27 protein-coding genes are annotated in these 25,779 nt (G+C 72.3%); 9 read left to right on the top strand and 18 right to left on the bottom strand.

What is annotated here, in order from left to right:
- Positions 1-221: 221 nt before the first annotated feature.
- Complete coding sequence (locus ACN9MM_RS38000) at positions 222-2,108, top strand: SMI1/KNR4 family protein (protein ID WP_426368372.1); 1,887 nt, start codon at positions 222-224, stop codon at positions 2,106-2,108.
- A 36-nt stretch (positions 2,109-2,144) separates the two neighbouring features.
- On the opposite strand, the gene ACN9MM_RS37995 is transcribed toward ACN9MM_RS38000, so the two are convergent.
- Positions 2,145-3,368 (bottom strand): saccharopine dehydrogenase family protein, encoded by a 1,224-nt coding sequence (locus ACN9MM_RS37995; RefSeq protein WP_426368371.1) that lies wholly within the window; start codon positions 3,366-3,368, stop codon positions 2,145-2,147.
- 129 nt (positions 3,369-3,497) lie between these two features.
- Here ACN9MM_RS37995 and ACN9MM_RS37990 point away from each other — a divergent pair, with 129 nt between their 5' ends.
- The gene (locus tag ACN9MM_RS37990; RefSeq protein WP_426368370.1) at positions 3,498-4,202 is read left to right on the top strand and encodes a TetR/AcrR family transcriptional regulator; all 705 of its coding nucleotides are present in this window, start codon (positions 3,498-3,500) and stop codon (positions 4,200-4,202) included.
- A gap of 158 nt (positions 4,203-4,360) precedes the next feature.
- On the opposite strand, the gene ACN9MM_RS37985 is transcribed toward ACN9MM_RS37990, so the two are convergent.
- A complete protein-coding gene (locus ACN9MM_RS37985) occupies positions 4,361-4,762 on the bottom strand; it encodes a hypothetical protein (RefSeq protein WP_426368369.1) in 402 nt (133 codons plus the stop codon).
- A 157-nt stretch (positions 4,763-4,919) separates the two neighbouring features.
- Here ACN9MM_RS37985 and ACN9MM_RS37980 point away from each other — a divergent pair, with 157 nt between their 5' ends.
- The gene (locus ACN9MM_RS37980; RefSeq protein WP_382862305.1) at positions 4,920-5,318 is read left to right on the top strand and encodes a TOBE domain-containing protein; all 399 of its coding nucleotides are present in this window, start codon (positions 4,920-4,922) and stop codon (positions 5,316-5,318) included.
- A 15-nt stretch (positions 5,319-5,333) separates the two neighbouring features.
- Here the strand turns inward: ACN9MM_RS37980 and ACN9MM_RS37975 are convergent, their stop codons facing one another.
- From ACN9MM_RS37975 to ACN9MM_RS37965, 3 genes are all read right to left on the bottom strand, one after another.
- Positions 5,334-5,441 (bottom strand): helix-turn-helix domain-containing protein, encoded by a 108-nt coding sequence (locus ACN9MM_RS37975; protein WP_426368367.1) that lies wholly within the window; start codon positions 5,439-5,441, stop codon positions 5,334-5,336.
- Positions 5,438-6,259, bottom strand: coding sequence for a PucR family transcriptional regulator (locus tag ACN9MM_RS37970; RefSeq protein ID WP_426368366.1), 822 nt, complete (start codon positions 6,257-6,259; stop codon positions 5,438-5,440). The genes ACN9MM_RS37975 and ACN9MM_RS37970 overlap by 4 nt, the downstream gene beginning before the upstream one ends.
- 203 nt (positions 6,260-6,462) lie before the next feature.
- Positions 6,463-6,852: a PucR family transcriptional regulator ligand-binding domain-containing protein gene (locus tag ACN9MM_RS37965; RefSeq protein WP_426368365.1), complete on the bottom strand. Its 390-nt coding sequence runs from the start codon at positions 6,850-6,852 to the stop codon at positions 6,463-6,465.
- A 270-nt stretch (positions 6,853-7,122) separates the two neighbouring features.
- Here ACN9MM_RS37965 and ACN9MM_RS37960 point away from each other — a divergent pair, with 270 nt between their 5' ends.
- From ACN9MM_RS37960 to ACN9MM_RS37945, 4 genes are all read left to right on the top strand, one after another.
- On the top strand, positions 7,123-7,509 hold the full coding sequence (locus ACN9MM_RS37960) for a TOBE domain-containing protein (RefSeq protein WP_383670405.1): 387 nt from the start codon (positions 7,123-7,125) through the stop codon (positions 7,507-7,509).
- 94 nt (positions 7,510-7,603) lie between these two features.
- Entirely contained in the window at positions 7,604-8,419 is an 816-nt protein-coding gene (gene modA / locus ACN9MM_RS37955) for a molybdate ABC transporter substrate-binding protein (RefSeq protein ID WP_426368364.1), read from the top strand.
- A gap of 94 nt (positions 8,420-8,513) precedes the next feature.
- Positions 8,514-10,457, top strand: a complete 1,944-nt coding sequence (locus ACN9MM_RS37950; protein WP_426368363.1) for an ABC transporter permease — start codon at positions 8,514-8,516, stop codon at positions 10,455-10,457.
- Between the two features lie 55 nt (positions 10,458-10,512).
- Positions 10,513-10,788 carry a hypothetical protein gene (locus ACN9MM_RS37945; RefSeq protein ID WP_426368362.1) on the top strand — a complete coding sequence of 92 codons (276 nt, stop codon included), beginning with the start codon at positions 10,513-10,515 and terminating at the stop codon, positions 10,786-10,788.
- On the opposite strand, the gene ACN9MM_RS37940 is transcribed toward ACN9MM_RS37945, so the two are convergent.
- From ACN9MM_RS37940 to ACN9MM_RS37880, 13 genes are read right to left on the bottom strand one after another with little or no spacing between them, the layout of a single operon-like run.
- Positions 10,704-11,489 carry a hypothetical protein gene (locus ACN9MM_RS37940; RefSeq protein WP_426368361.1) on the bottom strand — a complete coding sequence of 262 codons (786 nt, stop codon included), beginning with the start codon at positions 11,487-11,489 and terminating at the stop codon, positions 10,704-10,706. The genes ACN9MM_RS37945 and ACN9MM_RS37940 overlap by 85 nt on opposite strands.
- A 50-nt stretch (positions 11,490-11,539) precedes the next feature.
- Positions 11,540-12,082 (bottom strand): nuclear transport factor 2 family protein, encoded by a 543-nt coding sequence (locus ACN9MM_RS37935; protein WP_426368360.1) that lies wholly within the window; start codon positions 12,080-12,082, stop codon positions 11,540-11,542.
- A gap of 26 nt (positions 12,083-12,108) precedes the next feature.
- Positions 12,109-12,825: a hypothetical protein gene (locus ACN9MM_RS37930; RefSeq protein ID WP_426368359.1), complete on the bottom strand. Its 717-nt coding sequence runs from the start codon at positions 12,823-12,825 to the stop codon at positions 12,109-12,111.
- Complete coding sequence (locus ACN9MM_RS37925; RefSeq protein ID WP_426368358.1) at positions 12,822-13,367, bottom strand: hypothetical protein; 546 nt, start codon at positions 13,365-13,367, stop codon at positions 12,822-12,824. The genes ACN9MM_RS37930 and ACN9MM_RS37925 overlap by 4 nt, the downstream gene beginning before the upstream one ends.
- Entirely contained in the window at positions 13,364-14,638 is a 1,275-nt protein-coding gene (locus tag ACN9MM_RS37920) for an MCE family protein (protein WP_426368357.1), read from the bottom strand. Before ACN9MM_RS37920 ends, ACN9MM_RS37925 begins: the two co-directional genes overlap by 4 nt.
- A complete protein-coding gene (locus ACN9MM_RS37915) occupies positions 14,635-15,852 on the bottom strand; it encodes an MCE family protein (protein WP_426368356.1) in 1,218 nt (405 codons plus the stop codon). Before ACN9MM_RS37915 ends, ACN9MM_RS37920 begins: the two co-directional genes overlap by 4 nt.
- The gene (locus ACN9MM_RS37910) at positions 15,849-16,874 is read right to left on the bottom strand and encodes an MCE family protein (protein WP_426368355.1); all 1,026 of its coding nucleotides are present in this window, start codon (positions 16,872-16,874) and stop codon (positions 15,849-15,851) included. Before ACN9MM_RS37910 ends, ACN9MM_RS37915 begins: the two co-directional genes overlap by 4 nt.
- On the bottom strand, positions 16,871-17,920 hold the full coding sequence (locus tag ACN9MM_RS37905; RefSeq protein ID WP_382862266.1) for an MCE family protein: 1,050 nt from the start codon (positions 17,918-17,920) through the stop codon (positions 16,871-16,873). The genes ACN9MM_RS37910 and ACN9MM_RS37905 overlap by 4 nt, the downstream gene beginning before the upstream one ends.
- A complete protein-coding gene (locus ACN9MM_RS37900) occupies positions 17,917-18,969 on the bottom strand; it encodes an MCE family protein (protein WP_426368354.1) in 1,053 nt (350 codons plus the stop codon). Before ACN9MM_RS37900 ends, ACN9MM_RS37905 begins: the two co-directional genes overlap by 4 nt.
- Positions 18,966-20,219, bottom strand: a complete 1,254-nt coding sequence (locus ACN9MM_RS37895; protein WP_426368352.1) for an MCE family protein — start codon at positions 20,217-20,219, stop codon at positions 18,966-18,968. The genes ACN9MM_RS37900 and ACN9MM_RS37895 overlap by 4 nt, the downstream gene beginning before the upstream one ends.
- Position 20,220: 1 nt before the next feature.
- On the bottom strand, positions 20,221-21,027 hold the full coding sequence (locus ACN9MM_RS37890) for an MlaE family ABC transporter permease (RefSeq protein ID WP_426368351.1): 807 nt from the start codon (positions 21,025-21,027) through the stop codon (positions 20,221-20,223).
- A 3-nt stretch (positions 21,028-21,030) separates the two neighbouring features.
- On the bottom strand, positions 21,031-21,795 hold the full coding sequence (locus tag ACN9MM_RS37885) for an MlaE family ABC transporter permease (RefSeq protein ID WP_030212814.1): 765 nt from the start codon (positions 21,793-21,795) through the stop codon (positions 21,031-21,033).
- Positions 21,792-22,802, bottom strand: coding sequence for an ABC transporter ATP-binding protein (locus ACN9MM_RS37880; RefSeq protein WP_426368350.1), 1,011 nt, complete (start codon positions 22,800-22,802; stop codon positions 21,792-21,794). Before ACN9MM_RS37880 ends, ACN9MM_RS37885 begins: the two co-directional genes overlap by 4 nt.
- Positions 22,803-23,377: 575 nt before the next feature.
- On the opposite strand from ACN9MM_RS37880, the gene ACN9MM_RS37875 reads away from it, so the two are divergent.
- Together ACN9MM_RS37875 and ACN9MM_RS37870 are read left to right on the top strand one after the other, a co-directional pair.
- Positions 23,378-24,007 (top strand): hypothetical protein, encoded by a 630-nt coding sequence (locus ACN9MM_RS37875; protein ID WP_352019393.1) that lies wholly within the window; start codon positions 23,378-23,380, stop codon positions 24,005-24,007.
- Positions 24,008-24,138: 131 nt separating this feature from the next.
- Positions 24,139-25,758 carry a DUF6801 domain-containing protein gene (locus tag ACN9MM_RS37870; protein WP_426368349.1) on the top strand — a complete coding sequence of 540 codons (1,620 nt, stop codon included), beginning with the start codon at positions 24,139-24,141 and terminating at the stop codon, positions 25,756-25,758.
- The last annotated feature ends 21 nt before the right edge of the window (positions 25,759-25,779 follow it).

Genomic DNA, 25,779 nt, shown 5'->3' with positions numbered 1-25,779 from the left:
CCGTGAGCCCCGGCCCGCCCTCGGGCCGGGGCTCCTCTGTCACGGGTTCGGTTCGAGCAGGACGCCCTCCTGGGCGAGCCACCGCGCGAAGGCGTGCGGCCGCGTGCCCGGCGGTCGTGGGGGACGGCGGGCGAGGGCGGCCGGGCGGGGTGTGCCGGCCCGGTTCCCCACGCGGCTCCGGGGCCGGAGGCGTTGTCAGTGCCTGATGGCACCATTCGAGCATGAGTGACGAGTCCTTCAACTGGCACGATTTCCTGCGGCGTTGGCAGGAGGAGTGGGTGCCTCGCGCCGACGCGGACGACGAGGAGGCCGACAGCGTTCTCGGTGCGCCCGGGGCGGGCGAGGAGGCGATCGTCGCGGCCGAGAGACGGCTGGGGCTGCGGCTGCCGCCGTCGTACCGGGAGTTCCTGGCCGTCAGTGACGGGTGGGTCGTGGAGCAGACGGCCGCGATCCACCGGCTCGGCGGTGTCGCGGACATCGGCTGGTTCGGGGATCCGTACGACATGACCTCGCTGTACGAGGAGGGTCTGGGCGAGGACCCGGGCGAGGAGGAGGTCCTCCTCGCCGGGATGTGGCGGCGGGCGCTGCGGCTGGAGACGGAGTCCGACATGTCGCACGCCCTCCTCGACCCGGGCGACCGCGACGAGGACGGCGAGTGGGCGCTGTACGTGTACAAGGGATGGGGCGGCGAGGTGCCCAAGCGCTATCCGTCCTTCCGCGCGTACATGGGGGACATGTACCGGGAGTTCCACGGTGACCGGGCGGGCAGCCCCGACTTCGTGAACGCGACCACGCGCGCCCATGACTCCCACGTGGAGTCGGCCCGCCTGCTCGCCCTGCGCGGACGGTACGAGGAGGCCGTGCCGCTGCTCGAAGAGGCACGCGCCTTCGGGCGGCCGGGAGGGCGCGTCCTCCTCGACCAGATACGGCACCTCCTGGCTCCGGGCAGCTCACCGGACTACGGGAACCTGGCGGCCGACCCGCGGTATCGGCCCGAGGTCCTCCCCGTTCAGGCCCTGACGCCGGCTCATGGGGAGTGGCGGCTCGGCGGGGACGACCACTGGCTCGGGATGATGACGGCCCGGGGGCACTCCCGGGAGACCCTCGAGACGGTCCTGAGCACGATGCGGGACGGCACCCATCGCTACGCCCCTCCCGGGCCGTGGGGGCGGGCCGTCGCCGAGGCCCGGGAGTCCGCCCGCTGGGGGCCGACCGACGCCGCCTGGCGGATCCTGCGGGGGGCGTTGCCGCTGTGGGAGGCGCCGGGCCCCTGGCTCATCGCCCCGGTCGGGCTGCTCGCCGATCCCGTTCTGGGCGCGCTGGTCACCCCCGAGCGCGGGCGGGAGATCCTCGCGACCCCGCGGTCAGGGGAGTCGGGGCCCGTTCCCGAACCGGTCCCGGACCTCGACCCTGCGGGCCTCGTCTGGCTGACGGAGGCCGTCGCGCACCAGCAGCCCTTCGACGGATTCCGCTGCGTCTGGGCCCAGGGGGCCGACCCGGCCCTGCTGCCCGCCCTGATCGGCGAGGAGGGCGCGGAGCTGAGCGGGCCGGTCGATCCCCGCACGGCATCCTGGCGGGCGCCCAGGCCCCACCAGCGGAAGGGGGTGGAGCTCTGGGAGGACCGCGCGGTGGTGGCCGTCGGCCGCACGGACGAGGGATGGGCGTTCGCCTTCGACGGCTACTCCCCCGCGCGCGTGAGCGCGTTGTCCCGGTCCCCCGCCGTGGCCGCCTCCGCGTCCGGCCGGGCGGTCGCCGTGTGGTGCGACCCCTGGCGCTCGTCCCCCGGGGACCGCCGGGGCGCGTTCCACCTGTCGGTGGCCGAGCACGGCGTGGAGCTCTGCTCCTTCACCGTGCGGGGTACGGAGGTCGAGCGCTCCGGCGTCCTTCCCGAGGCCCTGGACCCGGCGCGGCTCTTCCGCCCGGAGGACGGCGAGGGGGAGGGCGAGCGCAGGGCCCTTCAGGCCCTGCACACCGCACTCGGGCTCTCGTTGCCCCGGCTCGCCCTGACCCGGAGCAGGCTCCGGACCTTCACCACCCGCTCCTGGACCCGTGCGCCGCAGGACGGCGAGGGGTACGCCTACCTCCGTTTCCAGCGGCACCGGCCCTGAGCCCGGGAATCCTCCGGGGGCGTGACGCACTGTCGGTCAGCGCTCCTCGCGCAGCCCCCACGGGGACCCGTACGCGCCCAGCAGGTCCAGGAACGGGCGGGGCGGGAGCGCCTCGGGGCCGAGGACCCCGCTCGCCTTCCAGGTGCCGGCGGCGATGAGCTCCAGGGCGATCACCGGGTTGAGGGCGGTCTGCCAGACCACGGCCTGGGAACCGTACTCGCGCATCGTCCACTCGTTGTCGACGACGTGGTACAGGTACACCTCGCGTGCCGCGCCGTCCTTGGTCCCCTTCACCCAGGTGCCCGCGCAGGTCTTGCCCTTCATCCGGTCGCCGAGTGTGGCCGGGTCGGGCAGGCACGCGGCGACCACGTCGCGCGGGGAGACCTGGACCGGGCCGTCCGCGCCGGGGACGGTGACCTTCGCCGTGGAGTCGAGGCCCAGGTCGTGGAGGGTCTTCAGCTTGGCGATGAAGTCGTCGCCGAGGCCGTACTTGAACGTCACCCGGCGCGCGTCGACCCAGCGGGGCATGAGGAGGACCTCCTCGTGCTCGACGTTCACGCACTCCACCGGGCCGATGCCCTCGGGGAAGTCGAAGACCTCCGGCTCGCTGAAGGGTGCCGTGGTGAACCAGCCGCGGTCCTTCTCGTAGACGACGGGCGGGTTGAGGCACTCCTCGATGGTGGTCCAGATGCTGAAGGAGGGGGCGAAGTCGTACCCCTCGACGGTGAGGTTCGCGCCGTCTCGGACGCCGATCTCCTCGATCTCGTCGAAGAGCTCATCGGCCGCGTAGCGGGCGAACACGTCCGACAGGCCCGGTTCGACGCCCATGCCGACCAGGGCGAGGCGGTCGGCGTCCTCCCAGGCCCCGGCCAGGGCGAACTGCTCGTCGCCGAGCTTGACCCCGCACTGTTCGTACGGGGCGGTCTGGTGGGGCACGGACAGCGACATCGCCATGTCGACGTAGTGCGTGCCCGCGGCGAGCGCCGCGTTGAACAGGGGCATCACGAAGCGAGGGTCGGTCGCGTTCAGCAGGACGTCGCAGTGCTCCTCGACGAGGAGGCTGCGGACCGCGGCCTCGTCGGAGGCGTCCACGCGACGGGCGACGAACCGGCCGTCCGGGTCGTCGAGCGCGGCCACGGCGGCCTCCGCGCGGGCCGGGTCGTAGTCGGCGACGACCATGTGGGTCAGGAAGTCACGGCGGGCCGCGATACGGGTGACGGCGGTTCCGACGCCGCCCGCACCCACGAGAAGTACACGCATGTCACACACCCATTCGTCGAGTCCGTCCCGGCGAACGCCCGGGGACGCCTCGATGGAACACGACCCCGGCGGTTAACGTCTACGACGTTGGCATAAGGACACGCAGGTGGGCGAAGGGGTGGTGGCGCGGTGCCGAAGAAGGTGGTCCCCGAGGCGGAGCGGCGCAGACGGCGGCCGACCCGGCAGGGCACGGTGCTGTCGGAGCGGCTGATCGTGGAGACGGCGCTGCGGATGCTGCGCGAGCACGGGAGCGCGGGGCTGACCGCCCGCCGGCTCGGTGCGGCGCTCGGCGCCGACCCGAGCACCGTGTACCGGTACTTCGCCGGTCTGGACGGTCTGACGCGGGCCATCGGCGAGGAGCTGATGGGGCGGGCCCTGGACAGCTGGACGGCCACCGGGTCGTGGCGCGCCGACCTGCGGTCCCTGGGCCTGGCCATTCACGCCTCGTACCTCGCCCATCCCCAGGCGGCGCTGCTGACCGCCAGCCGGGTGACGGGCCGTCCCCGGGAGATCGAGGTGGACGAGACGATCCTCGGCATCCTGCGCGGCGCGGGCTTCGGCGACGCGGACGCCGTCGGCGTCTACCACGCGTTCATCGACCTGGCGCTGGCCTTCGCCGCCCTGGACGCGGGCGCGCTGGCGATCAAGGACGAGGTCCGGGAGGCGGACGAGGAGATGTGGACCTCGACCTATGCCCGGCTGCCCGCCGGGACGCATCCGCACATCGCCGCCACCGCGCATCTGCTGGCGGGCCGGATGAACGACACCGCCTATCCCGTCATGCTCGACACGCTCCTGGACGGGGCGGAGGCACGGTTGGCCGCGACGACGTGAGCAGGGAGGCCCGGGCCTCCCTGCTCCGCGGAGGGCGTGCCGGTCAGCTCCCGGTGCTCGCCCGGCGTCGACGAAGCCGCCGTCGGAACCCCAGGCATCGCGCGCCGAGGGGCCCTCGCCGTCGGTTCGGCGAGGGCCCCTCGGGGGTGTTCGGGGTGTCAGGCGACCGCGTACTCGGTGTGGCAGTCGTACTCCGCGGCGCCGTCCGTCTGGCAGGACTCCAGCGTGATCTTCGTGCCCTCGGCGAAGCTCAGGTTCCAGACGTAGCCGGTCTGGTTGCCCTTGGTCCAGTAGTACGGGGTGCCGTTGACGTACGCGACGACGCCCTCGCCGTTCGCCTCGTAGTCGGAGATGTGGAGCTTCTCGCCGTACGCCTCGAAGTAGACCATGTCGACCCGCCCGCCGCTGCTGTTCTCGTGGTAGATCCAGCACGACTTCCCGCCGTCGTCACCGTCGTTGAACGTGCAGTACGACTCCAGGGCGAAGGCGGAGCCCTGGTTGAGGCCGAACAGGGCTGCCAGGGCGGCGAAAACGACGGCGAGACGTCCGAACTTACGCATGGGTGAACTCCAGGTCGACGGGGCGTGCCGAACCGATCTTGTAGCCGGGCGGGGGAAAGCGGACCGCCCCGTGCCTCTTTGTGATGCGTTCGAGACGCGCCCTCGGCGGATAAGGACCCGGGGCGCTCCCGGGGCGGCCGTGGCCTAGAGTGCCCGTGTGCCGTCGTACAGCATTGGGCAGGCCGCGCAGCTGCTCGGAGTGAGTTCGGAGACCGTTCGCCGGTGGGCGGACGGGGGCAAGCTGGGCATGGAGCGCGACGGGGCCGGCAAGCGCGTCATCGACGGGGTGGCGCTGGCCCGCTTCGCGGCGGAGCGCGGGGCCGGGCTCCACGCCGTGCCGGAGGACGACGTGCCGACGTCCGTGCGGAACTCGTTCGTCGGGATCGTCACCGCGGTACGGGTCGACGACGTCGCGGCGCAGGTCGAGGTCCAGTCCGGGCCGCACCGCCTGGTGTCGCTGGTGACGCGCGAGGCCGTCGAGGAACTGGCCCTGGACGTCGGGGTCACGGTCACCGCGCGCGTGAAGTCGACCAGCGTGCACATCGACCTGCCCTGACCGACCGAGCCCCGCTCAGCGGCAGAGCAGCGCCGCCCGCAGGTCGAGCTTGTGGTCGAGGCGGGACAGGTCCCGTCCGGTGAGGGCCTGGATGCGGTCGATGCGGTAGTGGACGGTGTTCACGTGAGGTGCAGGGCCTCCGCGGTCCTGGCCCAGGAGCAGTTGTGCGCCAGGAAGACCTCCAGGGTCTCCAGGAGGGTGGCGTTCGATCCCTTCCCGGCGCGCAGCAGTGGCCCGAGGACGGTGTCCAGGTACACCGCCCGCACGTCGGCCGGGACGCCGGCGAGGAGCGTCCTGAGGTCGGCGAGATCGGCGAGGCGCGCCACCCTGGCGGCCCCCGGCGCCGTCGAGCGGGCGCCCTCGAGGGCGTAGCGGGCCTGGGCGAGGGCGCCCCGGAGGTCGGCCGGCCTGCGGACGGGGTCGCTGACGCCGGCGTGCGGCGCGGCGCCGGGCCGGCAGGCGTGGAGCAGCGGCCACACCTCGCGGAGCCGTGCCGGCACCTCCGCGCCGGGGCCCGGCTCGTGGGCCAGCACCGCGACGGCCTCCCCCTCGCCGAGCGCCGCGGCGGCGAACGTGACCGGCTTCTGGTGCCGCAGCGCCTCCGCGAGCGCCGCGGCGGCGTCGCCCCGCTCTCCCGAGCCGCCCGAGGCCGCGACGACCACGGTGTACGCGGGGGCGTCGCCGAGCCCGCACGAACGGAGCGCCCCCTCCAGGCCGTTCACGTCCCCGTACGCCGCGCACACCCGGCTCACGAGGCCCTCCTGGGCCTGTCTGCGGGGTGCCGTCCGCCGGCCCTGGCGGCCGACGAGCTCGCCGATCTCGTGCAGGATCCGGGGAGGCGCCTGGCCGTCCTCCGGGAGGTGCAGGTACCAGGCGTCGAACACGCTGTCATCGGCCTCGATCCGCACGGTCGTGCCGTGCCGTCCGCGCAGCGTCTCCACCGCGCGCCGGGCCGGGAGTTCGGGCGCCGTCGTGGTCCGGGCGACCGTTCGTCCGCTGCCGCTGAGCAGGTGGGAGGCGGGGGTGCCGAGGTGGGCGAAGGCGAGGTCGAGCAGTTCGCCCGGCGGCGCGCCGCGTTCCAGGGCCCGGTCGAGGTCGACGCGGACGTCCTCCGGAAGCGCGTAGTGATCCGTGGGGCGGCGGCTCAGTTCACCCCACTGCCGCAGGTAGACGGCTTCGGTGATCGCCCGGAAGCTGGTGTGCGCCGGGACGCCGAGCAGGGCGACGCGGGGGCTCCGGCAGGCATGAGTTCCGCCGGCACCTCTCCGTGCGTCTCCTCTCCGGCGAGCAGGGCGACCGCGCCCGCCTCGCTGAGGGCGGACACGAACCGGTCGGACTTGGCCGGATCGCCGTCCCGCGCCCACCAGACGAGGCCGCTGAGCACGATCTCGCCCGGCTGGAGGAACCTCGCCGGGTCCTCCAGATCGGTCGACGTCACTCCGCCGATCTCCTGCCCGAGGAGCGCCTCTCTCCCCCCCCCCCAGACCAACGAGAGGTCGAGACGGTCGAGGCGGAGAAGGTGATCGACCTGCATGCGGAACTTCCTTGTGTGCTCACGGGCCGGGCCCGCCCCCCACATTCACCAGGTGAATACGAGTTGCCACATCGTAGGTGCCAAGACAATGAGGCGAAACACCTCTCGGATGCCCCCCAGGCACGGGACGGTCGGGCTGGAGGTACTCCACGAGCCCCAGGGGCCCGTCACACCCCACCCCGTACGTTTCTCCAAGGGCTCTCGCATTCGCGATGGAGGGTCCTACGGGGTTGTTGCAGATGAGAGGAAGAACGCCCTACGGTGTCGCACATGCAGTCCTACACGATCGGGCAGGCCGCACGGTTGCTGGGCGTCAGCCCCGACACCGCGCGGCGCTGGGCGGACGCCGGCCGGGTCGCGACGCACCGCGACGAGAGCGGTCGGCGCGTCATCGACGGCAAGTCGCTCGCCGCGTTCTCCAAGGAGATCGCCCAGAGCGACGACGACGCGTCCTACACCTCGGCGCGCAACGCCTTCCCGGGCATCGTGACCGGGATCAAGCTCGGTGACATCGCGGCCCAGGTCACCATCCAGGCCGGACCGCACCGCCTGGTCTCCCTCCTCACCCGTGAGGCCGTGGAGGAACTGGGACTGGAAGTCGGCATGCAGGCCACCGCCCGCGTGAAATCGACCAGCGTGCACATCGACCGCACCTGACCACCCCTCACGCAGTACCGCAGCACTTCGGCCGTCGGCGCGGCCGGCCTCCCACCGCACCTTCCCGTTCGTCCCCAAGGAGACTCAGACCCTCATGTCCCTCACCCTCACGCCCGCCAGACGCCGTACGGCCGCCGCCGTCCTCACCGCGGCGCTCCTCGTCCCGCTCGCGGCCTGTTCGAGCGACGACACCAAGAAGGGCACCGCCGGTTCGACGGCGTCCGGCTCCCCGAGCGCCGCGCCCCGGGCGAACCTCACGGTCCTCGCCGCGGCCTCCCTCACCGACGTCTTCAAGACGGCCGGCGCCGCCTACGAGAAGTCCCACCCGGGCACGAAGCTCACCTTCTCCTTCGCCGGCTCGCAGGAGCTCGTCGCCCAGGTCGCGCAGGGTTCCCCCGCCGACGTCCTGGTCACCGCCGACACCAAGAGCATGGACAAGGTGAAGGCCGACACGGGCACCCCGGCCGTCATCGCGAAGAACCGGCTCGTCATCGCCACCGGCAAGGGCAACCCCTTCAAGGTCGACGAGCTGAAGGACCTCGCGGACACCAAGCTCAAGGTCGTCCTCGCCGCGCCCGAGGTCCCGGCCGGCAAGTACAGCAAGAAGGTCCTCGACGCCCAGAAGATCACCGTGAAGCCGGTCTCGCAGGAGCCGAACGTCCGTGCGGTGCTCAGCAAGGTCGAGCTCGGCGAGGCCGACGCCGGTCTCGTCTACAAGACGGACGCGGAGAGCGCCAAGGACAAGGTCGAGGCCGTCGAGATCCCGGACGCGCAGAACGCCATCGCCCAGTACCCGGCCGCCACGCTGAAGGACTCGAAGAACGCCGAGGCCGCCGCCGCGTTCGTCGCCTGGCTCTCCTCGTCCGAGGGCCAGAAGATCCTTCAGGACGCCGGCTTCCAGAAGCCGTAGCGGATCCCGGCTCGTTCGGGTCACGGGGGTCTGTCCGTCCCGGGGGAACGGACAGACCCTCGTCCTCATGTCGTCGTCTCTGCGGGGTCACTCGATGAAACACACAGGCACGCGCAGGCCCGGTGCCCGTCCGCCGCTCACGCTGGTGCTGCCCGCGCTGCTGGCCGTGGCGTTCCTGACGCTGCCCCTCGTCGGGATCCTCGTACGGACCGAGTGGAGCGAGCTCGCCGGACACCTGAGCTCGCCGGGCACGGTCGAGGCGCTGAAGCTCTCGCTGCTCGTCTCCTTCTGGGCGCTCGGGCTCTCCCTGGTGCTCGGGGTGCCGCTGGCGTGGCTGCTCGCCCGCGTGCGCTTCCCCGGCAAGGCGCTCGTCCGCTCGCTGGTGCTGCTGCCGATGGTCCTGCCGCCCACCGTCGGCGGTGTCGCGCTGCTCCTCGCCTTCGGGCGCCGCGGTCTCCTCGGTCCCTGGCTGGAGTCGACGTTCGGGATCACCCTCCCGTTCCACACCTCCGGCGCCGTCCTGGCGGCGACCTTCGTCGCCATGCCGTTCCTGGTCATCAGCCTGGAGGGCGCGCTCGGCGGACTCCGGCCGCGGTACGAGGAGACGGCCGCCTCCCTCGGCGCCTCACCGGTCCGCGTCTTCTTCACCGTCACGCTGCCCATGGTGGCGCCGGGCGTCGTCGCCGGCGCCGCCCTCACCTGGGCGCGGGCCCTGGGCGAGTTCGGCGCGACCATCACCTTCGCCGGCAACCTGCCCGGCACCACTCAGACCCTTCCGCTCCACGTCTACCTGCTCCTCCAGGACGAACCCGAGGCGGCCACCTCCGTCTCCCTCCTCCTGCTCGCCATCGCCATGGCCGTGCTCGTCGCCCTGCGCGGACGGTGGACCGGCACCCCGGCGGGCCGGAAGCCCCGGCCCGCCCCCGAACCCGGCACCGACGCCACGCCGGCACCGGACGCGGAGCCCGCGGGCGCCTCCCCGGAGGTGGAAGGGTCCGGGGAACGCTGGTCCCTGCACGCCGAGGTCACCGGCTTCACCCGGCTCACCCTCGACGCCGATCCGGGCACCACGATCGCCGTAGTCGGCCCCAACGGCGCCGGCAAGACGACGCTGCTCCGCGCCCTCCTGGGCCTCACCCCCCGGGCGCACGCGGACCTCACGCTCGGCGGCACGGACGTCACCGGCCTGCCCCCGCACCGGCGGCGGGTCGCATGGGTGCCCCAGGACGGCGCCCTCTTCCCGCACATGTCGGCACTCGCCAACACCGCCTACGGCCTGCGCGCCCAGGGCGTCGCCCGTGGCCGGGCACGGCGCGAGGCCCAGCGGTGGCTCGACCGGCTCGGCGTCGGTCACCTCTCCCACCGCCGCCCCGGACAGTTGTCCGGCGGCCAGGCCCAGCGGGTCGCCCTGGCCCGGGCCCTCGCCGCCCGCCCCCGGCTCCTCGTCCTCGACGAGCCGCTCGCCGCCCTCGACCAGACCACCCGCGGCCACGTGCGCCACACCCTGCGCACCCACCTCGCGCGCTTCGGCGGCGTCTGCCTCATCGTCACCCACGACCCCGTCGAGGCCGTCTCCCTCGCCGACCGCGTGCTCGTCCTCGAAGAGGGCCGCGCCCTCCAGGACGCCGGCCCCGCGGAGGTCACCCGCCACCCCCGCTCCCCCTGGGTGGCCCGCATGCTCGGCCGCAACGCCTGGCCGGGCACCGCCACCCCCGAGGGCCTCGCCCTGAAGGACGGCGGCACCCTGGTCGCGGCCGACCCGCCGCCCGCCGGCACCCCGGCGCTCGCGATCGTGGCGCCCGAGGCGGTGTCCGTCCACCGCGAGAAGCCCTCCGGCAGCCCCCGTAACGTCTGGCCCGGCACCGTACGCGAGATCACGGCCAGCGGGAGCAGGCTGCGGGTGCTCGTCGCCTCCGACGTCGCCCCCGACCTCGTCGCCGAGATCACCCCGCAGGCCGCGGCCGAACTCGGCCTCGCCGAAGGGGTGTCCGTCTGGACCAGCGTCAAGGCGACCGAGGCGACCGTCGTCGCCCTCTGACCACCACCCGCAAGGAGAGGGGGAGAAGCCCGTACCCGAGAACGACTCCCCGACCGTGCGCGACTGGCTCCGCGGCATCGAGGTCTTCGACCGCCCGATGCCCGGGTTCGCCCCCGCGTACAGCGTGCACCGGTGGAGCGACGTCACGGCCGGCCTGCGGGAGCTGCGCCGCGTCACGCGCCCGGTCACCGTCCTCACCTGCGACCCCGCGCTCGTGCGGGACTTCCGGCTGGGCCTTCAGGGCCGTCAGCGGCCGAACGTGTCGATGTTCTCGACGAGCCAGCGGCCGTCGCGGCGCACGACGTCCAGGGCGAACATGGCGCCCGCGTAGACACCCTGGTCCTCGGCCTTCGGCTTCTGCTTCCCCCCGCCGGTCCTGCCGGTTCCGGCCGTGCTGACACTGCTCTGGTCGGCGTAGACCAGGACCCGGGCGCGGTCCCCGTCGATCCGCTCGACCGCGCTGTCGGTGACCGTCGTGGTGATCACGGTCTTCTGCCGGGCCGCCTGGGCGAGGACCCCGGCGAACAGCGCCTTGTGCTGAGCCACGGCCTTGCCGGTGAGGAGGGTCTTCCCGGCCCGCTCGAAGGGACCCGTGTCGGCGTGGTCGTACGAGAAGAGCGCGGCGACGGCCGTGGCGGTCTGCCCCTTGATCTCGCTGGTACGGGCGAGGTCGGTGAGTGCCGTGTTGCCGCGTGCCGGGTCGTCCCGCAGCTCCCCCGCCCTGCTGTGCGCCCACCCGGCGAAGCCGCCGAGGAGGAGCGTCAGGAGGCAGAGGACCACCAGGGGGGCGAGGTGCCGCGGAGCCGCCCCTCCCGCCGTCGCCGTCGGTGCTCCCGCCGCTTCTCGTACGGGCTTCGCCGACGGCCGCCGGCGCGGTCCGGTGCCGGGCTCGATGTCGGGGGCGGTGCCGGGCTCGGTGCCGGGCTCGGGCAGGAGACCTACGGACGCGTGGGCCCTCGGTGCAGGGGCCGACTGGTCGGCGAGGGCCTGGCGGCGGCGCTGGCGGTTGAGGTGGTGGCGGGGCGTCGGCATCGTGCGTGTCCTTTCGGGTGCTGGTGGCTCGCGCGTACGGGACGGGCCGGTCAGCCGGTCGCCGTACCGCCCACGGGGGCCTGCCCCAGTGCACTGAGCTTCCACTGGCCGTCGGTGCGGGTGAGTTCGCCCAGCATGCGGCTGTCCTTCTCCGAGCTCTTGCTGTCGGGCGTGGTGACGGTGATGCGCAGTGCGACCAGCAGCCGGGCACGCCCCGCGCGGTCGTCGAGTTCGGTGACGGCCCCCGAGAGCACCCGGGCCGTGGTCACCGTCTTCGCCGTCTTCACCTGACTGGTGAACTCCGTCCGCCCGTCCACCAGTTGCTTGTGCAGCTCGCCGGTCGTCGAGCTCTCCCAGAGGTCGAGCCCCTGGTCCACGCGCCGGTGGTCGAGCGTGTTGAGGTTCTGCACGGCCTGCTCCCCCGCCGCGAGGGCGCGGTCACGCTGCACGGCGTACGCCGCGGAGTCGTCGTGGGCGGCGGCGTACCAGCTCCGGCCCTCCCAGGCCGCGAAACCGCCCGCGACGAGCGTGAGCACGAGGGCCACGGCCAGGGCCGGCCGGTTGCCCGCCGAGGCGCGGACCTGGCGTGTCATGGGGTTCTCCTGTCTCCCGCGCATGGTCAGCGGGCCTTGATGTCGACGATCTGCCACCGGTCCCCCTGGAACTTCGCGGTGACGGTGAGCTGGGCCGCTGCGGACGAGGCGGCGGCCTTGTCGCGGCGCGAGGTCTGGTCGAGGAACACGAGGAGGCGTGCGCTGTCCCCGTCGAGCTCGATCACGCCGGTGCGGACTGCCTGGGTGGAGAGGGTGATGCGCTGCTCGACCAGGTTGGCGCGGACCTGGGCGAGCAGCTCGCCGTACTGGCGGGCGGCGCGCCCGGCGAGCACCGTGCGGGAGGACCGTTCGGCGGCGTCCGTGTTGCCCGGGGTGTAGGAGAAGACCCGGGCGAGGCCGTCGGCGACGTCGCCGCTGACGCGGTCGGTGGCGGTGGTGTCGGTGAGCGCGTGGTTGCGGGCCGACGGGGTCGTACGGAGCTGGTGGGCGGCGTGGAAGAACCAGCTCCCGCCCAGGAGGAGGGCGGCGAGGCCGACGGCGACGGCGATCCGCCGCCACGGGGTGGTGGAGCGGCGGGCGGTCCGGGGCGAGAGTTCGGCGCCGTCCCCGTCCGAGGCGGAAGACGCCTCCCCCTCGGCGGATGCGGACGCCTCCGGGATGGTGGAGCTCGCCGTCTCCGGACTGAGGTCCGCCGTGGCGTTCGGGGTCTCTCCGCCGTCGGTCTCGGCGGCGTCGGCGCTCCCGGCCGTCCCGCCGGTCGTCTTGCGCAGCAGTCGTGTCACTCGTCCCCGCCCTCCTCGGCCGTGCCGCCCTCGTTCCCGCTGTTCTCCGCCCCGGCGACGGGCACCGCGCTCAGTGCCGCGACCCGCCAGGTGTTGTCGCCCGTGCGGGTCAGGACGGCCTCCAGGCGTTTGCGGTCGGTCGTCGCGGCGGAGGCTCCGCGCGGGGTGACGTCGACGCGTACGGTCGCGATGAGCTTCGCCGTACCGGCCCGCGCGTCCAGCGCCGTGAGCGCCGCCTCGGTGACCGTGGCGCGTGCCGAGGCGCCCACCGCGGGCTCGGTGCGGCCGAGTTCGGTGCGGAGCGGTCCGGTGGAGGCCTCGCGCCAGGCCCGGATGCCCGCTTCGGCGCGTGCGCGGGTCGAGGCGTCGAGCGTGTTCAGGACGGTGATGCGGCTGCGGCCCTCGGCGAGCGCGGTGTCGCGTTCCCGGCTGAAGCCGAGCTCCTCGTCGGTGCGGGCCTGGGCGTAGGTCCAGGCGCCGGTCCCGCAGAAGCCGAGGGCGACGACGAGGGCCGCGGTGCCCAGGACCTTCGCGCGGTTCATCGGGTGCTCCCGGTGTTCAGGCCGAGCAGGCCGGCCATGTCCGTCGGGCCGCCGGTCTCGCCGGTGAGGGCGAGCGCGCCGGGCAGGGCTTGCTGCGTGCCCGCCGTGGTGCGCGCGCTGCCGGAGGGCAGGGAGCCGGGCCGGGCCGGGGTGGGCACGCTGCCGCTGCCGGGTGCGTGGGCCGAGCCGCGGACGTTGACCCCGGTGGAGGCCGGGGACGTGCAGGCGGCGCCGGTGTTGAGGGCGGGCGCGGTCCCCAGGTCGAGTCCGTTGCGGTAGCGCGTGCCGCCGTATCCGGCGGTGCAGGGCAGCGGCTTGAAGAAGGTGACGGCCATGCCGAAGTTCACGTGGCCTCCGTCGACGGTGGTGGCTCCCGCCGAGACGGCCGCCGGGAACTTCACGAGGAGTTCCTCCGTACCCCGCTGGCGGGTGACGGCGATCTCCGAGGTGGTGAGGAGGTTGGCGAGGACGACGCTGAGACTGGGGTCGAGGTCGCGCAGGAGGCCGCTGACCTGGCCGGTCGCGTCGGGGGTGACGGCGAGGAGGCGGCGCAGGTCGGCGTCGGAGCCCTTGAGGGTGGCGGCGAGGTCGCGGGCGCCGGTGGCGAAGTCGCGGATGGCGCGGCTCTCGTCGGCCTGGGTGCGCAGGACGGTCTCCCCGTCGTCGATGAGCCGGGTGGTGGCGGGCAGGGAGCGGTCGGCGGCCTGGACGAACCTGCTGCCGCTGTCGAGGAGGATCTGGAGGTCGTCGCCGTGTCCCTCGAAGGCCTTGCCGAGTTCGTCGACGACCGTGCGCAGGGACTCCAGGGGTACGGAGCGGGTGAGGTCGTTCATGCTCGCGAGCACGTCGGTGACGGGTGCGGGGACCTCGGTGTCGGTCTGTTCGATGCGGGCGCCGTCGGCGAGATAGGGGGCGCCGTCGCTCTCGGGGCGCAGGTCGATGTACTGCTCGCCGACGGCGGAGAGTCCGGCGACGACGGCGCGCGCGTCGGCGGGGATGAGGGGCGCCGAGTTCTTGATCCGGAGTTCGGCGACGACTCCGTCGGCGGTGAGGTCGATGGCGCCGACGCGGCCCACGGAGACGCCCCGGTAGGTGACGTCGGAGTGGGTGAACAGGCCTCCCGTACGGGCGAGGTGGACGCGGACGGTGTAGTGGTCGGCGACGCCGGCGTAGCGGCCGAGGTCGGCGTAGCGTACGCCGACGAAGCCGAGGACGAGTACGGCGATGACGAGGAACGCGAGGTTCTTCAGCCGTACGGTGCGGGTGATCACCGCTTCTCGCCTCCGTCCTTGGGTGTGGTGGCGGGTGCCGGTGGGGTGCCGGTCGTGACGGGGGGAAGCGGCAGAGCCGAGGCGGCGCCGTTCGTTCCCGCTCGCCCGCGCGCGGCGGAGCCCGGGGTGGTCGGGGCGGGGGTCGGGGTGGGTTCGGTCGCCGGGATCAGGGGCGGGATGACCTCGGTGCCGGGGGCGGCGGCGAGGTGCAGATAGGCGTTGAGGTAGTCGCCCTTGATGCCGCGCATCACCTCGTCGGTGAAGGGATACGTGACGAGGACCTGCAGCGAGTCGGGCAGGTCGGCGCCGGCGTCCGCGAGGGCCGTCAGGGTGGGTGCGAGGGCCTTGAGGTCGGCGATCATGTCCTTCTTGCTCGCGTCGACGGTGGAGACGGCGACGCCGGAGAGGGTGTCGAGGGCGCGCAGCATGGTGAGCAGGGAGCCTCGCTGGTTCTCCAGCGTCTTGAGGCCGGGTGAGAGGCCCGTGAGGACGGTGTCGACGTCCTTCTTGCGTCCGGCGAGGGTGGCGGAGAGCCGGTTGACGCCGTCGAGGGCGCGGGTGATGTCGCCGCGGTGGGCGTCCAGGGTGGTGACGAGGGTGTTGACGCGGTTCAGCATCGAGCGGACCTCGGGCTCGCGTCCGCCGAGGGCCGCGTTGAGTTCCCGGGTGATGGTCTTGAGCTGGTTGACGCCGCCTCCGTTGAGCAGCAGGGACAGGGCGCCGAACACCTCCTCGACCTCCGTGTTGCGGCTGGTGCGCGCGAGCGGGATGACGCTGCCGTCGGTGAGGCGGGTGCCGGTGTCCTTCCGGGGTGCGACGAGCTGGATGTACTTCTCGCCGAGGAGGCTGGACTGTTCGAGGCGGGCGCCGGCGTCGGCGGGCAGCCGGACGTCGCCGTTGATCTTCAGGGTGACGCGGGCGGTCCAGGTGCCGGTGCCCAGTTCGATGGCGGTGACGCGGCCGACGGCGACGTCGTTGACCTTGACCGCGGACTGTGGGACGAGGCTGAGGACGTCGTCGAGTTCGGCGGTGACCGTGTAGGGGTGGGAGCCGAGGTCGGCGCCGCCGGGCAGCGGCAGGTCCTCGATGCCGTCGAACCGGACGGGGTTCGCGGGGACCGCGCCGAGGACGACGGCGATCCCGAGGCCGAGGGCGACGGCTCCGACGGCTCCGGCTCCGACGGCCTTCCGGGAGGGCAGGGCGTCTCGTCTCACCGCTCCCCCTCTCCGGTGCTCGCCGACGCGGCGCCGGTGACCGGCAGGGGCAGCAGCGGTCCGCCCATGCTGATCTCGTTGAGGTTGGCGCGGCCGTCGAGGGTGCGGGTGTCCTTGTTGTAGGCGTTGACGACGTTGGTCACCGCGAGCGGGGCGACGTCGAGCGCCTCGGCGAGGGAGGCCCGCTGGTCGACGAGGGTCTGGGTGAGGGGCACGAGCCGGTCGATGTTCTTCTTGAGTTCGCCGCGGTTGTCCTTGATGAAGGTCTTGACCTGGGCGAGGGCCTTGCCGAGTTCCTTGAGGGCGCCGGCGAGGTCGTCCTTGTTCTCGGCGAAGTAGCCGACGACCTCGTCGAGGCGTTCCTGTGCGGTGCGGACGTCGCCGTCCTTCTTCTTGAGCATGGTGGTGAAGGTCTGGAGCTGGCTGAGGCTGGTGAACAGGTTCTCGCTGCTGCCGTCGAGGGTCTTGGCGGCCTTGCCGAACTGTTCGATGGAGGTGCCGATGGCCGTGCCGTTGCCCTTGAGGTTCTTCGCTCCGGTGTCGAGGAGTTCGGAGAGGGCTCCGGCGGAGTTGGCGCCGTCGGGGCCGAGTGCGTCGCTCAGTTCGGTGATCGAGTCGTAGAGCTGGTCGATCTCGACGGGGGTGCGGTTGCGGGCGGCGGGCAGCTGGGCGCCGTCGGCGAGGGCGGGTCCGGTGCTGTAGGCGGGGGTGAGCTGGACGTACCGGTCGGCGACGATGCTCGGTGCGACGACGAGGGCCCGTGCGTCGGCGGGGACGCGGACGCCTTCGTCGAGGCGGAGTTCGACGCGGACCCTGGTTCCCTGCGGTTCCACGGATTCCACCTCTCCGACGCGGACGCCGAGGACGCGCAGGTCGGATCCGGCGTAGATGCCGACCGCCCGGTCGAAGTACGCGGTGACACGGATGCCGTCGTCGTCGAGGACGCGGACGGCGATGAGACCGCAGGCGGCGAGCACCGCGAGGGCGACCCCGGCGACGAGCGGTTTCCTGGGCTTGGTCATCGTTCACCGCTCCCCTTGGCCTTCGCCGTCTGTTTCGGCGGCAGGCATCCGGTCTTGGGCTGCGAGGCCTCGGGCAGATAGGTGCGGGGCACCACGCCGCACAGGTAGCTGTCGAACCAGCGGCCGCTGCCGAGGGTGTTGCCGACGAGCCGGTAGTAGGGGCCGATGAGCGCGAGCGTCTTGTCGAGCTGGCCGCTGTTCTTCTCCAGGACGCCGGTGACGCGGCTGAGGGCCTTCAGGGTGGGGCCGAGCTGCTTGTTGTTGTCGCCGACGAGGCCGCTGAGCTCGGTGCCCAGGTCCCGGCTGCCCTTGAGCAGGGCGCGGATGGCCTCGCGGCGCTTCTTGAGCTCGCCGAGCAGTGAGCCGCCGTCCTCCAGGAGGATCTCGAAGCTGGACTTCTTGTCCTCCAGGGTCTTGGTGAACTTCTTGCTGTTCTCCAGGAGCCGGGCGAGCTGGGTGTCGCGCTTGGAGACGGACTTCGACAGCTCGGAGAGGCCGTTGGCGGCGTTGCGTACGTGCGGGGGCGAGTTCTTGAAGGTGTCGGAGATCGTCCGGAAGCTCTCCTCCAGCTTCTCGGTGTCGATGGCGTCGACGGTGCCGCTGAGGTCCTGGAAGGCCTGCGTCACGTCGTACGGGGACGTGGTGCGGGACTGCGGGATGCGGGTGCCGGGATCCTGCGGGGCGGAGCCGAGCGGGTCGAGCGCCAGGTACTTCTCCCCCAGGAGGGTCTTGATGGCGATGGCGGCGGTCGACCGGTCGCCGATCCAGGCGTCGCCGACCTCGAACGTCACCTTGACCTTCGGGCCGTCGAGGGCGACCTCGGTGACCTTGCCGACCTTGACGCCGGCGATGCGGACCTCGTCGCCGGTGTCGAGTCCGGCGGCCTCGGTGAAGTCGGCGCTGTAGGCGGTGTCGCCGCCGACGAGGGGCAGCCGTTCCACGTTGTACGCCAGGGCGGCCATGAGGGCGAGGAGGAGCAGTCCGACGAGGGCCACGGCGACGGGGCTGCGCTCCTTGACCGGCTTGAGCCGGGGGCGCGGGCTCATGCGCGGCACCTCGGCTCCGTGACGGCGATGCCGGTCGGGGGCTTGGAGCCGTCGGAGGTTCCCACGCCGCTCACGCGCGCCTCGCAGAGGTAGAGGTTGAACCACGATCCGTACGAGGAGAGGCGGGCGAGGGCCGTCATCTTGCCGGGGGTGTTGGCGAGGAAGTTCTCGATGCTGGGGGTGTGGTCGCCGAGGGTGCCCGAGAGCCGGCCGAGTTCGCGGATGTCCTTCTTGAGGGGGGCGCGCCCCTCCTGGAGGAGTCCGGCGGTCGTGGTGGTGAGGTCGCCGATGGCCTTGACCGCCTCGCCGAGGGGCTTGCGGTCGGTGTTGAAGCCGGTGACGAGCTTCTGGAGGGTGACGACGAGGTCCCCGAAGGCGGCCTCGCGGTTGTTGAGGGTGGTGAGGACGGTGTTGAGGTGGGTGACGACCTCGCCGATCACCTTGTCCTTGGCGGCCACGGTCGTGGTGAGGGAGCCGATGTGCCGCAGGAGGCTGTCGACGGTTCCGCTCTCGCCCTGGAGGACCTGCACGAGGGAGCCGGCGAGGTCGTTGACGTCGGCGGGCGACAGCCCTTCGAACAGCGGCTTGAATCCGTTGAACAGCAGGGTCAGGTCGAGTGCGGGCGTGGTCCGGTCGAGCGGGATGGTGTCCCCGGGCTCCAGGGTGCCGGTGAGGTCGCCGGTGCCGCGGTCGAGGGAGACGTACCGCTGGCCGACCATGTTGAGGTACTTGACGGCGGCGGTCGCCGACCGGGGCAGGGTGCGGTCCTCGCGGACCGAGAAGGTGACCTGGGCGGTGCGCCGCTCGACGACGCGGACGTCGGTGACCTCGCCGACCTTCACTCCGGCGATGCGCACGGAGTCGCCCTCGACGAGGCCGGTGACGTCGGTGAACAGCGCCTTGTAGGTGCGGGTGGCGGAGCCGACCCCGGTGTTGGCGATGCTGAAGCCGAGGACGGTGGTGGCGAGCGCCGTGACCAGGACGAACGCGAGGGACTTCAGGACGGTCCCGGTCAGGCCCCGTCGCGTGTGGGTGGGCCGTGTCGTCATCGGATGGTCACCTCCGCGCCGCGGAACGCGGGGCCGGCGAGGAGGCTGCTCCAGTCCGGAAGGTCGCCGGGCGCCTTCTGCGCGGCGGGGGCGAGGAGTTCGTTGACGAGGTCGTTCTCCTGCGGGGAGTTGGCGGGCCCGAGCTGCTGGTCGGCCGCGGCGGTCGCCCGGGCGGCGGGTGCGGCCGGGACGCCGAGGTAGGGCACGGGGTAGCAGTGCGGGCCGCCGCCGGAGCCGTACGAGGGCGTGTCACGGCCGGGGGTGTAGGCGCCGCGGGCGGGGACGGTGGTCACCTCGACGTGGATTCCGGGCTGGTTCGTGCCCTTGCCGAGCGCCTTGTCCATCGCGGGCACGAACTGGGCGAGGGTGCGCAGGGTGCAGGGGAAGGAAGGGGAGTACTCGGCGAGCAGTTGCAGGGTGGGTCGGCTGGTGGCGCTGAGCCGGATGATGTTGCTCTTGTTCTGCCGCAGGAAGGTGGTGAGGTCCTGGGCCGTGCGGGTGGTGGCGCCGAAGGTCCCGGCCAACTCGCCCTCCTTCTCGGCGAGGGTGCCGCTGGTGGTGGTGAAGTCGGTGAGCGCCGTGACGATGTCCGGGGCGGCGTCCGCGTAGAGGTGGCTGACCTTCACGAGTTCTTTCAGGTCGCGGGTGAGGGCGGGCAGGTGGGGGTTGAACTCGCGCAGGTGGGCGTCGAGTTCGGCGAGGGTCTCGCCGAGCTTGTCGCCGCGCCCCTCCAGGGCCCGGGAGACGGCGGACAGCGTCGCCGACAGCTTCTGCGGCTGGACGGCGGTGAGCAGGGGCAGGACGTTGTCGAGGACCTGCTGGAGTTCCACGGCGCTGCTGGAGCGGTCCTCGGGGATGACGTCTCCGGGGCCGAGCGGCTCCGCGGAGGCGTCGGCCGGCGGGACGAGGGCCACGAACCGTTCGCCGAAGAGGGTCGTGGGCAGCATCTGGGCGCGTACGTCCGAGGGGACGTGGCGCAGGGTCCCGGGCCGCATGGCGAGGGTGAGCCGGGCTCCGCCGTCGGTGGCGTCGATGGCACGGACCTCGCCGATGACGACGCCGCGCAGTTTCACCTCGGCGCCGAGGTGCATCTCGTTGCCGACGCTGCCGGTCTCGACGGTGATCGGGTCGGAGTCGGTGAAGCGCTTGTCGTAGACGGCGACGGCGAGCGAGGCGAGCAGGACGGGGACAAGCAGGAACGCGACGCCGGCGAACCTGCGGCGGACGGTCTCGGCACGTGAGTCGCTCATCTCACCCCGCCACCTTCACGGTCGTGGTCGCGCCCCAGAGGGCCAGCGACAGGAAGAAGTCGGTGACGCTGATCAGCACGATGGCGTTGCGTACGGAACGGCCGACGGCGATGCCGACGCCGGCGGGTCCGCCGGAGGCGCGGAAGCCGTAGTAGCAGTGGGCGATGATCACCATCACGCTGAAGATCAGCACTTTCAGCACCGAGAGGACGACGTCCGTCGGTGACAGGAAGAGGTTGAAGTAGTGGTCGTAGGTCCCCTGCGACTGGCCGTTGAACAGGACCGTGATGTAGCGGGAGGCCAGGTAGGAGGAGAGCAGGCCGATCGCGTACAGCGGGACGATGGCGACGACGCCGGCGATGATGCGGGTGGTGACCAGGTAGGGCATGGAGCGGATGCCCATGCCTTCGAGGGCGTCGACCTCCTCGTTGATGCGCATGGCGCCGAGCTGGGCGGTGAAGCCGGCGCCGACGGTCGCGGAGAGGGCGAGTCCGGCGACGAGCGGTGCGATCTCGCGGGTGTTGAAGTACGCGGAGACGAATCCGGTGAAGGCGGCGGTGCCGATCTGTTCGAGGGCGGCGTAGCCCTGGAGCCCGACCACGGTGCCGGTGAACAGCGTCATCGCGATCATGACGCCGATGGTGCCGCCGATGACGCCGAGGCCGCCGGAGCCGAAGGCGACCTCGGCGAGCAGCCGCTGCACCTCCTTGAGGTAGCGGCGCAGGGTCCGCGGGATCCAGAGGAGGGCGCGGACGTAGAACAGGAGCTGGTCGCCGGACCGGTCGAGCCACACGAAGGGGGAGGCCATCGGTCAGCCTCCCTTCGGCGGGACGATCTGCAGGTAGATGCCCGTGAGCACCATGTTCACGAAGAACAGCAGCATGAAGGTGATGACGACGGACTGGTTGACGGCGTCGCCGACCCCCTTCGGGCCGCCGCGCGGGTTGAGTCCCCGGTAGGCGGCGACGATGCCGGCGATGAACCCGAAGATCAGGGCCTTGAGTTCGCTGATGTAGAGGTCGGGCAGCTGGGCGAGGGCGGAGAAGCTGGAGAGGTACGCGCCGGGGGTGCCGCCCTGGAGGACGATGTTGAAGAAGTAGCCGCCCAGGGTGCCGACGACGGAGACCATGCCGTTGAGGAGCACGGCGACGGCCATGGTGGCGAGCACGCGCGGGACGACGAGCCGCTGGACGGGCGAGACGCCCATGACCTCCATCGCGTCGAGTTCCTCCCGGATCTTGCGGGAGCCGAGGTCCGCGCAGATGGCGGAGCCGCCGGCGCCGGCGATCAGGAGGGCCACGATGAGCGGGCTGGCCTGCTGGATGACGGCGAGGACGCTGGCCCCGCCGGTGAAGGACTGGGCGCCCAGCTGCTGGGTGAGGGAGCCGACCTGGAGGGCGATGACGGCGCCGAACGGGATGGAGACGAGCGCGGCGGGCAGGATGGTGACGCTCGCGACGAACCAGAACTGCTCGATGAACTCCCGGAACTGGAAGGGCCTCCGGAAGACGGCGCGGCTCACCTCGGCGGCGAGCGCGAAGAGGCGGCCGGTCTGCCGCAGCGCGCCGGTGATCACGAGCCGCTCCCGGTGGCGGGCAGGGTCAGGGTCGGCGCCGTGGCGGTGCGCGCGTAGGTGTCGCGGATGGCGGTGCGGGCGGCGGGCGGCAGCTGGTCGAGCATGCCGAGGACGCGCTCCCGGCGTCGGGTGACGGCCGCGCGGGGCGGCAGTCCGGGGGAGGGTTCCAGCTGCGGGACGATGACGCGGGGTGCCGTCGTGTGGGCGGCGGGGTTCCCGGCCTCGGCGGCGAGGAGGGCGGCGTCCTTCTCCTCGGACATGCCGATGGGGCCTTCGCGGCGGCCGGCGAGGAACTGGGTCACGACCGGTTCGTCGCTGGTGAGGAGGACCTCGCGGGGGCCGAAGGTGACGAGCCTGCGCCGGAAGAACATCCCCATGTTGTCGGGGACGGTGGCGGCGATGTCGAGGTTGTGGGTGACGATCAGCATCGTCGCGTCGATCCGCGCGTTGAGGTCGATCAGCAGCTGCGACAGGTAGGCGGTGCGGACGGGGTCGAGCCCGGAGTCCGGTTCGTCGCACAGGACGATCTGCGGGTCGAGCACGAGCGCGCGGGCCAGTCCGGCGCGCTTGCGCATGCCGCCGCTGATCTCGCCCGGCAGCTTGTCCTCCGCGCCCAGGAGGCCGACGAGTTCGATGCGTTCCATGACGATGCGCCGGATCTCGGACTCCCGCTTGCGGGTGTGCTCGCGCAGCGGGAAGGCGATGTTGTCGAAGAGGCTCATGGAGCCGAACAGCGCGCCGTCCTGGAACATGAGGCCGAAGAGTTTCCGGGTCTCGTAGATGTCGCGTTCGGGACTGCTGACCATGTCGACACCGTTGATGAGGACACGGCCCTGCTGGGGTTTCAGCAGTCCGATGAGCGATTTCAGGAAGACCGTCTTCCCGGTTCCCGAGGGGCCGAGCATGACGCTGACCTCTCCGGCCGGCAGGGTCAGCGATACGTCCTGCCAGATGTTCTGCTTGCCAAAGGACATGGTCAGACCCTCAACGACTACTTCGATTCCCATCCCACCTCCAGCAAGCGTGCGTCGGGTGTGCGCCGCGGGCGCACGTTAAGTCGGTCCGGATCATCCGGACAATAGGCGGGTGCCACTTTTCTTGATCCGCTCCCGTTATTTGTCACCGCGGAGACAAGGTCGGGGTCGGCACTTGTCTCCGTGGAGACACAGAGCTGCGCCGACCTGCAACGGTCCGCCGCCCCGGGAACGCTACGGCCGAGTAACCTCTCGCGGCAATAGCGGAATCCGAGTTTTCCCGGTACGGAATCAGACAGCGGGGCGGTTGTCAGACGGGAGACAATTCCGCCGCCTCTTCTATCACCGGAGAGAGCAGAGGGGAGCCCCGGCGATCGATCAGAATTGTCGACATTGCGCACCCCGGAACCAAGGGGATTCTCGCCATCGCTCACCCACTTGACAGGCAATGCGCAATCTCCAAAGAATCTTGGACCCCGCCATTGTTCAGCTAAGTTTCCCGCAAGTAACGTCTCGTTTCGCGGCCGAGAAATGTCGGGCCGCCGGCCGCTCGACCCCCACCGCGGCCACCCCTCTGCCGGTCAATCCCCAAGGAGAGTCCCAGAGCCATGAACAAGCCGATCAGAAAGCTCGCCGTCGTCGCCGGAGCCGCCTCGGCCGCGTTCGCCCTCGCGGCGGCGCCCGCCTCGGCGGTGCCCTCGACGGTCTGGACCGTCAACCCCACGCCGGCCAGCTTCACCGCGGCCAACAGCGGGAACGTCGTCCTCAGCGTCAACGGCATCGCCATGACGTGTACGAAGTCGACCGCCGCGGGCACGATGGCGAGCGCCACCGGCAACCCCGCCACCGTGGCCTCCATCAGCTCCATCGCGTTCGGCGCCACGGGCGCGCCCTGCACCAGCGTCCTCGGCAACGTGAGCACGGTCGCGACCACGCCGTGGACCGTGGTGGCGCAGGACTACACCGCGGCGACCGGCGTCACCAAGGGCTACGTCGGCAACGTCGACGCCAAGGTGACCGTCGGCGCCTGTGTCTTCCGCGTGACGGGCAAGGCCTCCGGCACGTACACCAACTCGACGGGCGCGCTGGCCGTCAACAGCGTCGCGGGCGAGCTCACCGTCGTCTCGTCGACCAACTGCGGTTCCGCCGTGCCGGTCGGTGCCAAGCCCACCTTCAAGGGCACCTACCTCGTGAAGTCGGGCACCGTCATCCCGACGATCGTCGGTTCCAACCCGTAAGGACGCAGGACCCGCGTCCGCCCGGCCGGCGACCCCGGCCGGGCGGACGCGGCCTGTCCGCGTACGAACGACCCGAGCGGAGCAAGAAGATGAGAGGCCCCGGGCCCACCCCTCGACCCTCCCGCGCCCGCGTGCGCGGCGCGACGATCGCCGCGTTCGTGGCGCTCGCGCCCCTGCTCCCCGCGGCGGCGGTCGCCGTGGGGACGCTGAAGGTCGACGCCTCGCTGCCCTATGTGTGCACCCTGCCCTCGGGACAGCAGGCCGCGACGGTACGGATCACGGCGGCCTTCCCCGAACGGGCGGTCCCGGGCGAGGAGATACGGCCCACCGACGTCACCACGACCGTGGAGCTCCCTGCCGCGGCCGTGGCCGACCTCACCGCGCTCAAGGCGACCACGGTACGGGCGGAGAGCCTGCTCACCGTCGGAGCGGCCCAGAACCGGCAGCGCACGGAGGCCTCGTGGCGCGGAACGGCACAGCCCCTCGACGTACCCGCCGAAGGACCCCTCACACTCACCACGAGCGGCGACGTGCCGTCCCTGACGACGGACACCGCCGGCGACCTGACCCTCACCGCCGAGGGCCTCACCGTCCACCTCGCCCCGAGCACGGCCGACGGCGCGCCGACCACCCCCGCGTCCCTCTCCGTCACGTGCGTCCCCGGCCAGGACGCCGAGGGCCGCACGCTGCTGGCCACGGTCCCGGTCGGCACCCGCACGCCCTCCCCGGAACCGAGCGGCCCTCCGCCGTCGTCGGCCGGCCCCCGGCCGGCCCCCTCCCCGCTCTCCCCCCGGCCCCAGCTCCCCGGGGACCGGACGGCCCCGGCGCGCCCGGGCACCACGAGCGGGCCGGGCGGGACGAACGGTACGGGCGGAACGGCTGGGGTCCCCGGCGTCCCGGCGGCCGGGGAACCGGCGGACCGGGGCCTCACGACGACCGGCGAGGAGGAGTCCGGCACCCCCGCGGCGCGGCCGGCCGCGCCGCCCTGTGTGACCGAGAAGCCGACCCCGACGTCGCTCTCCGCGTACATCACCGGGTACTCCAACGTCCGGAAGCTGAACGGCGCCAACGTCATCCCGGTGTCCTGCGTCCTGATCGAGCAGGGGCAGCCGGAGTTCGTGATCCTGCCGGACGGCAGCATGCACCTCTTCCAGACGTCGACCGGCAACCTCTCCCACGGGGGACGCAAGCAGACGCCGCCCTTCAAGGCCACCTTCCTGACGTTCGGCTTCGCCCCGACGACGGCGACCCTCGTCCTCGAACAGGCGGGTCCCCTGACCGTCACGTCGGACGTCCTCCTGGTCTTCCCCGACAACCTCGCCGAGACCTACATCCGGGTCCCCCTGGTCCTGCGCGTCCTCGACGTCGAGGTGAACGGCACCCGGCTGGACGTCGGCCCCTCGTGCCGCACGGCGACGCCGCTCAGCTCTCCCGAGCCCGCCCCCGCCAAGTACCCCGGAGACCATCTGGTCCTCCTCGGCAAGGGCCAGCTCATCAACGGCACCGACGCCACCGGCTATCTCCTCACCAGCGGCGGCCCGCTCACCGGTGAGGTGACGATCCCCGCCTTCAAGGGCTGCGGCGCCGGCGGAGAGAACCTCGACCGGCTGCTCACCGCCTCCATCTCCGGCCCCGGCAACCACATCAAGCAGATCCAGGGCCAGACCTGCTCCGTGGGTGTCGAGACGCCCCCTCCGGACCAGTGCACCGAGGACCGCCAGCCCCTCGTGGTCCCCAAGCCCGCACGCTGAACCGCCCCACCCCCTCTTTCC

Source organism: Streptomyces sp. E-08 (genome assembly GCF_049913095.1).
Taxonomy (GTDB): domain Bacteria; phylum Actinomycetota; class Actinomycetes; order Streptomycetales; family Streptomycetaceae; genus Streptomyces.
This window is presented reverse-complemented; position numbering and strand designations above follow the sequence as displayed.

Bases quoted from the DNA above. Each gene is read 5' to 3' on its own strand.
- modA (WP_426368364.1), top strand. From the start codon at position 7,604: ATGTCCCTCACCCTCACGCCCGCCAGACGCCGTACGGCCGCCGCCGTC.
- ACN9MM_RS37890 (WP_426368351.1), bottom strand. From the start codon at position 21,027: ATGGCCTCCCCCTTCGTGTGGCTCGACCGGTCCGGCGACCAGCTCCTG.
- ACN9MM_RS37895 (WP_426368352.1), bottom strand. From the start codon at position 20,219: ATGAGCGACTCACGTGCCGAGACCGTCCGCCGCAGGTTCGCCGGCGTC.
- ACN9MM_RS37925 (WP_426368358.1), bottom strand. From the start codon at position 13,367: ATGAACCGCGCGAAGGTCCTGGGCACCGCGGCCCTCGTCGTCGCCCTC.
- ACN9MM_RS37900 (WP_426368354.1), bottom strand. From the start codon at position 18,969: ATGACGACACGGCCCACCCACACGCGACGGGGCCTGACCGGGACCGTC.
- ACN9MM_RS37935 (WP_426368360.1), bottom strand. From the start codon at position 12,082: ATGACACGCCAGGTCCGCGCCTCGGCGGGCAACCGGCCGGCCCTGGCC.
- ACN9MM_RS37950 (WP_426368363.1), top strand. From the start codon at position 8,514: ATGAAACACACAGGCACGCGCAGGCCCGGTGCCCGTCCGCCGCTCACG.
- ACN9MM_RS37985 (WP_426368369.1), bottom strand. From the start codon at position 4,762: ATGCGTAAGTTCGGACGTCTCGCCGTCGTTTTCGCCGCCCTGGCAGCC.
- ACN9MM_RS38000 (WP_426368372.1), top strand. From the start codon at position 222: ATGAGTGACGAGTCCTTCAACTGGCACGATTTCCTGCGGCGTTGGCAG.
- ACN9MM_RS37995 (WP_426368371.1), bottom strand. From the start codon at position 3,368: ATGCGTGTACTTCTCGTGGGTGCGGGCGGCGTCGGAACCGCCGTCACC.
- ACN9MM_RS37965 (WP_426368365.1), bottom strand. From the start codon at position 6,852: ATGCAGGTCGATCACCTTCTCCGCCTCGACCGTCTCGACCTCTCGTTG.
- ACN9MM_RS37960 (WP_383670405.1), top strand. From the start codon at position 7,123: ATGCAGTCCTACACGATCGGGCAGGCCGCACGGTTGCTGGGCGTCAGC.
- ACN9MM_RS37910 (WP_426368355.1), bottom strand. From the start codon at position 16,874: ATGACCAAGCCCAGGAAACCGCTCGTCGCCGGGGTCGCCCTCGCGGTG.
- ACN9MM_RS37940 (WP_426368361.1), bottom strand. From the start codon at position 11,489: ATGCCGACGCCCCGCCACCACCTCAACCGCCAGCGCCGCCGCCAGGCC.
- ACN9MM_RS37875 (WP_352019393.1), top strand. From the start codon at position 23,378: ATGAACAAGCCGATCAGAAAGCTCGCCGTCGTCGCCGGAGCCGCCTCG.
- ACN9MM_RS37880 (WP_426368350.1), bottom strand. From the start codon at position 22,802: ATGGGAATCGAAGTAGTCGTTGAGGGTCTGACCATGTCCTTTGGCAAG.
- ACN9MM_RS37905 (WP_382862266.1), bottom strand. From the start codon at position 17,920: ATGAGCCCGCGCCCCCGGCTCAAGCCGGTCAAGGAGCGCAGCCCCGTC.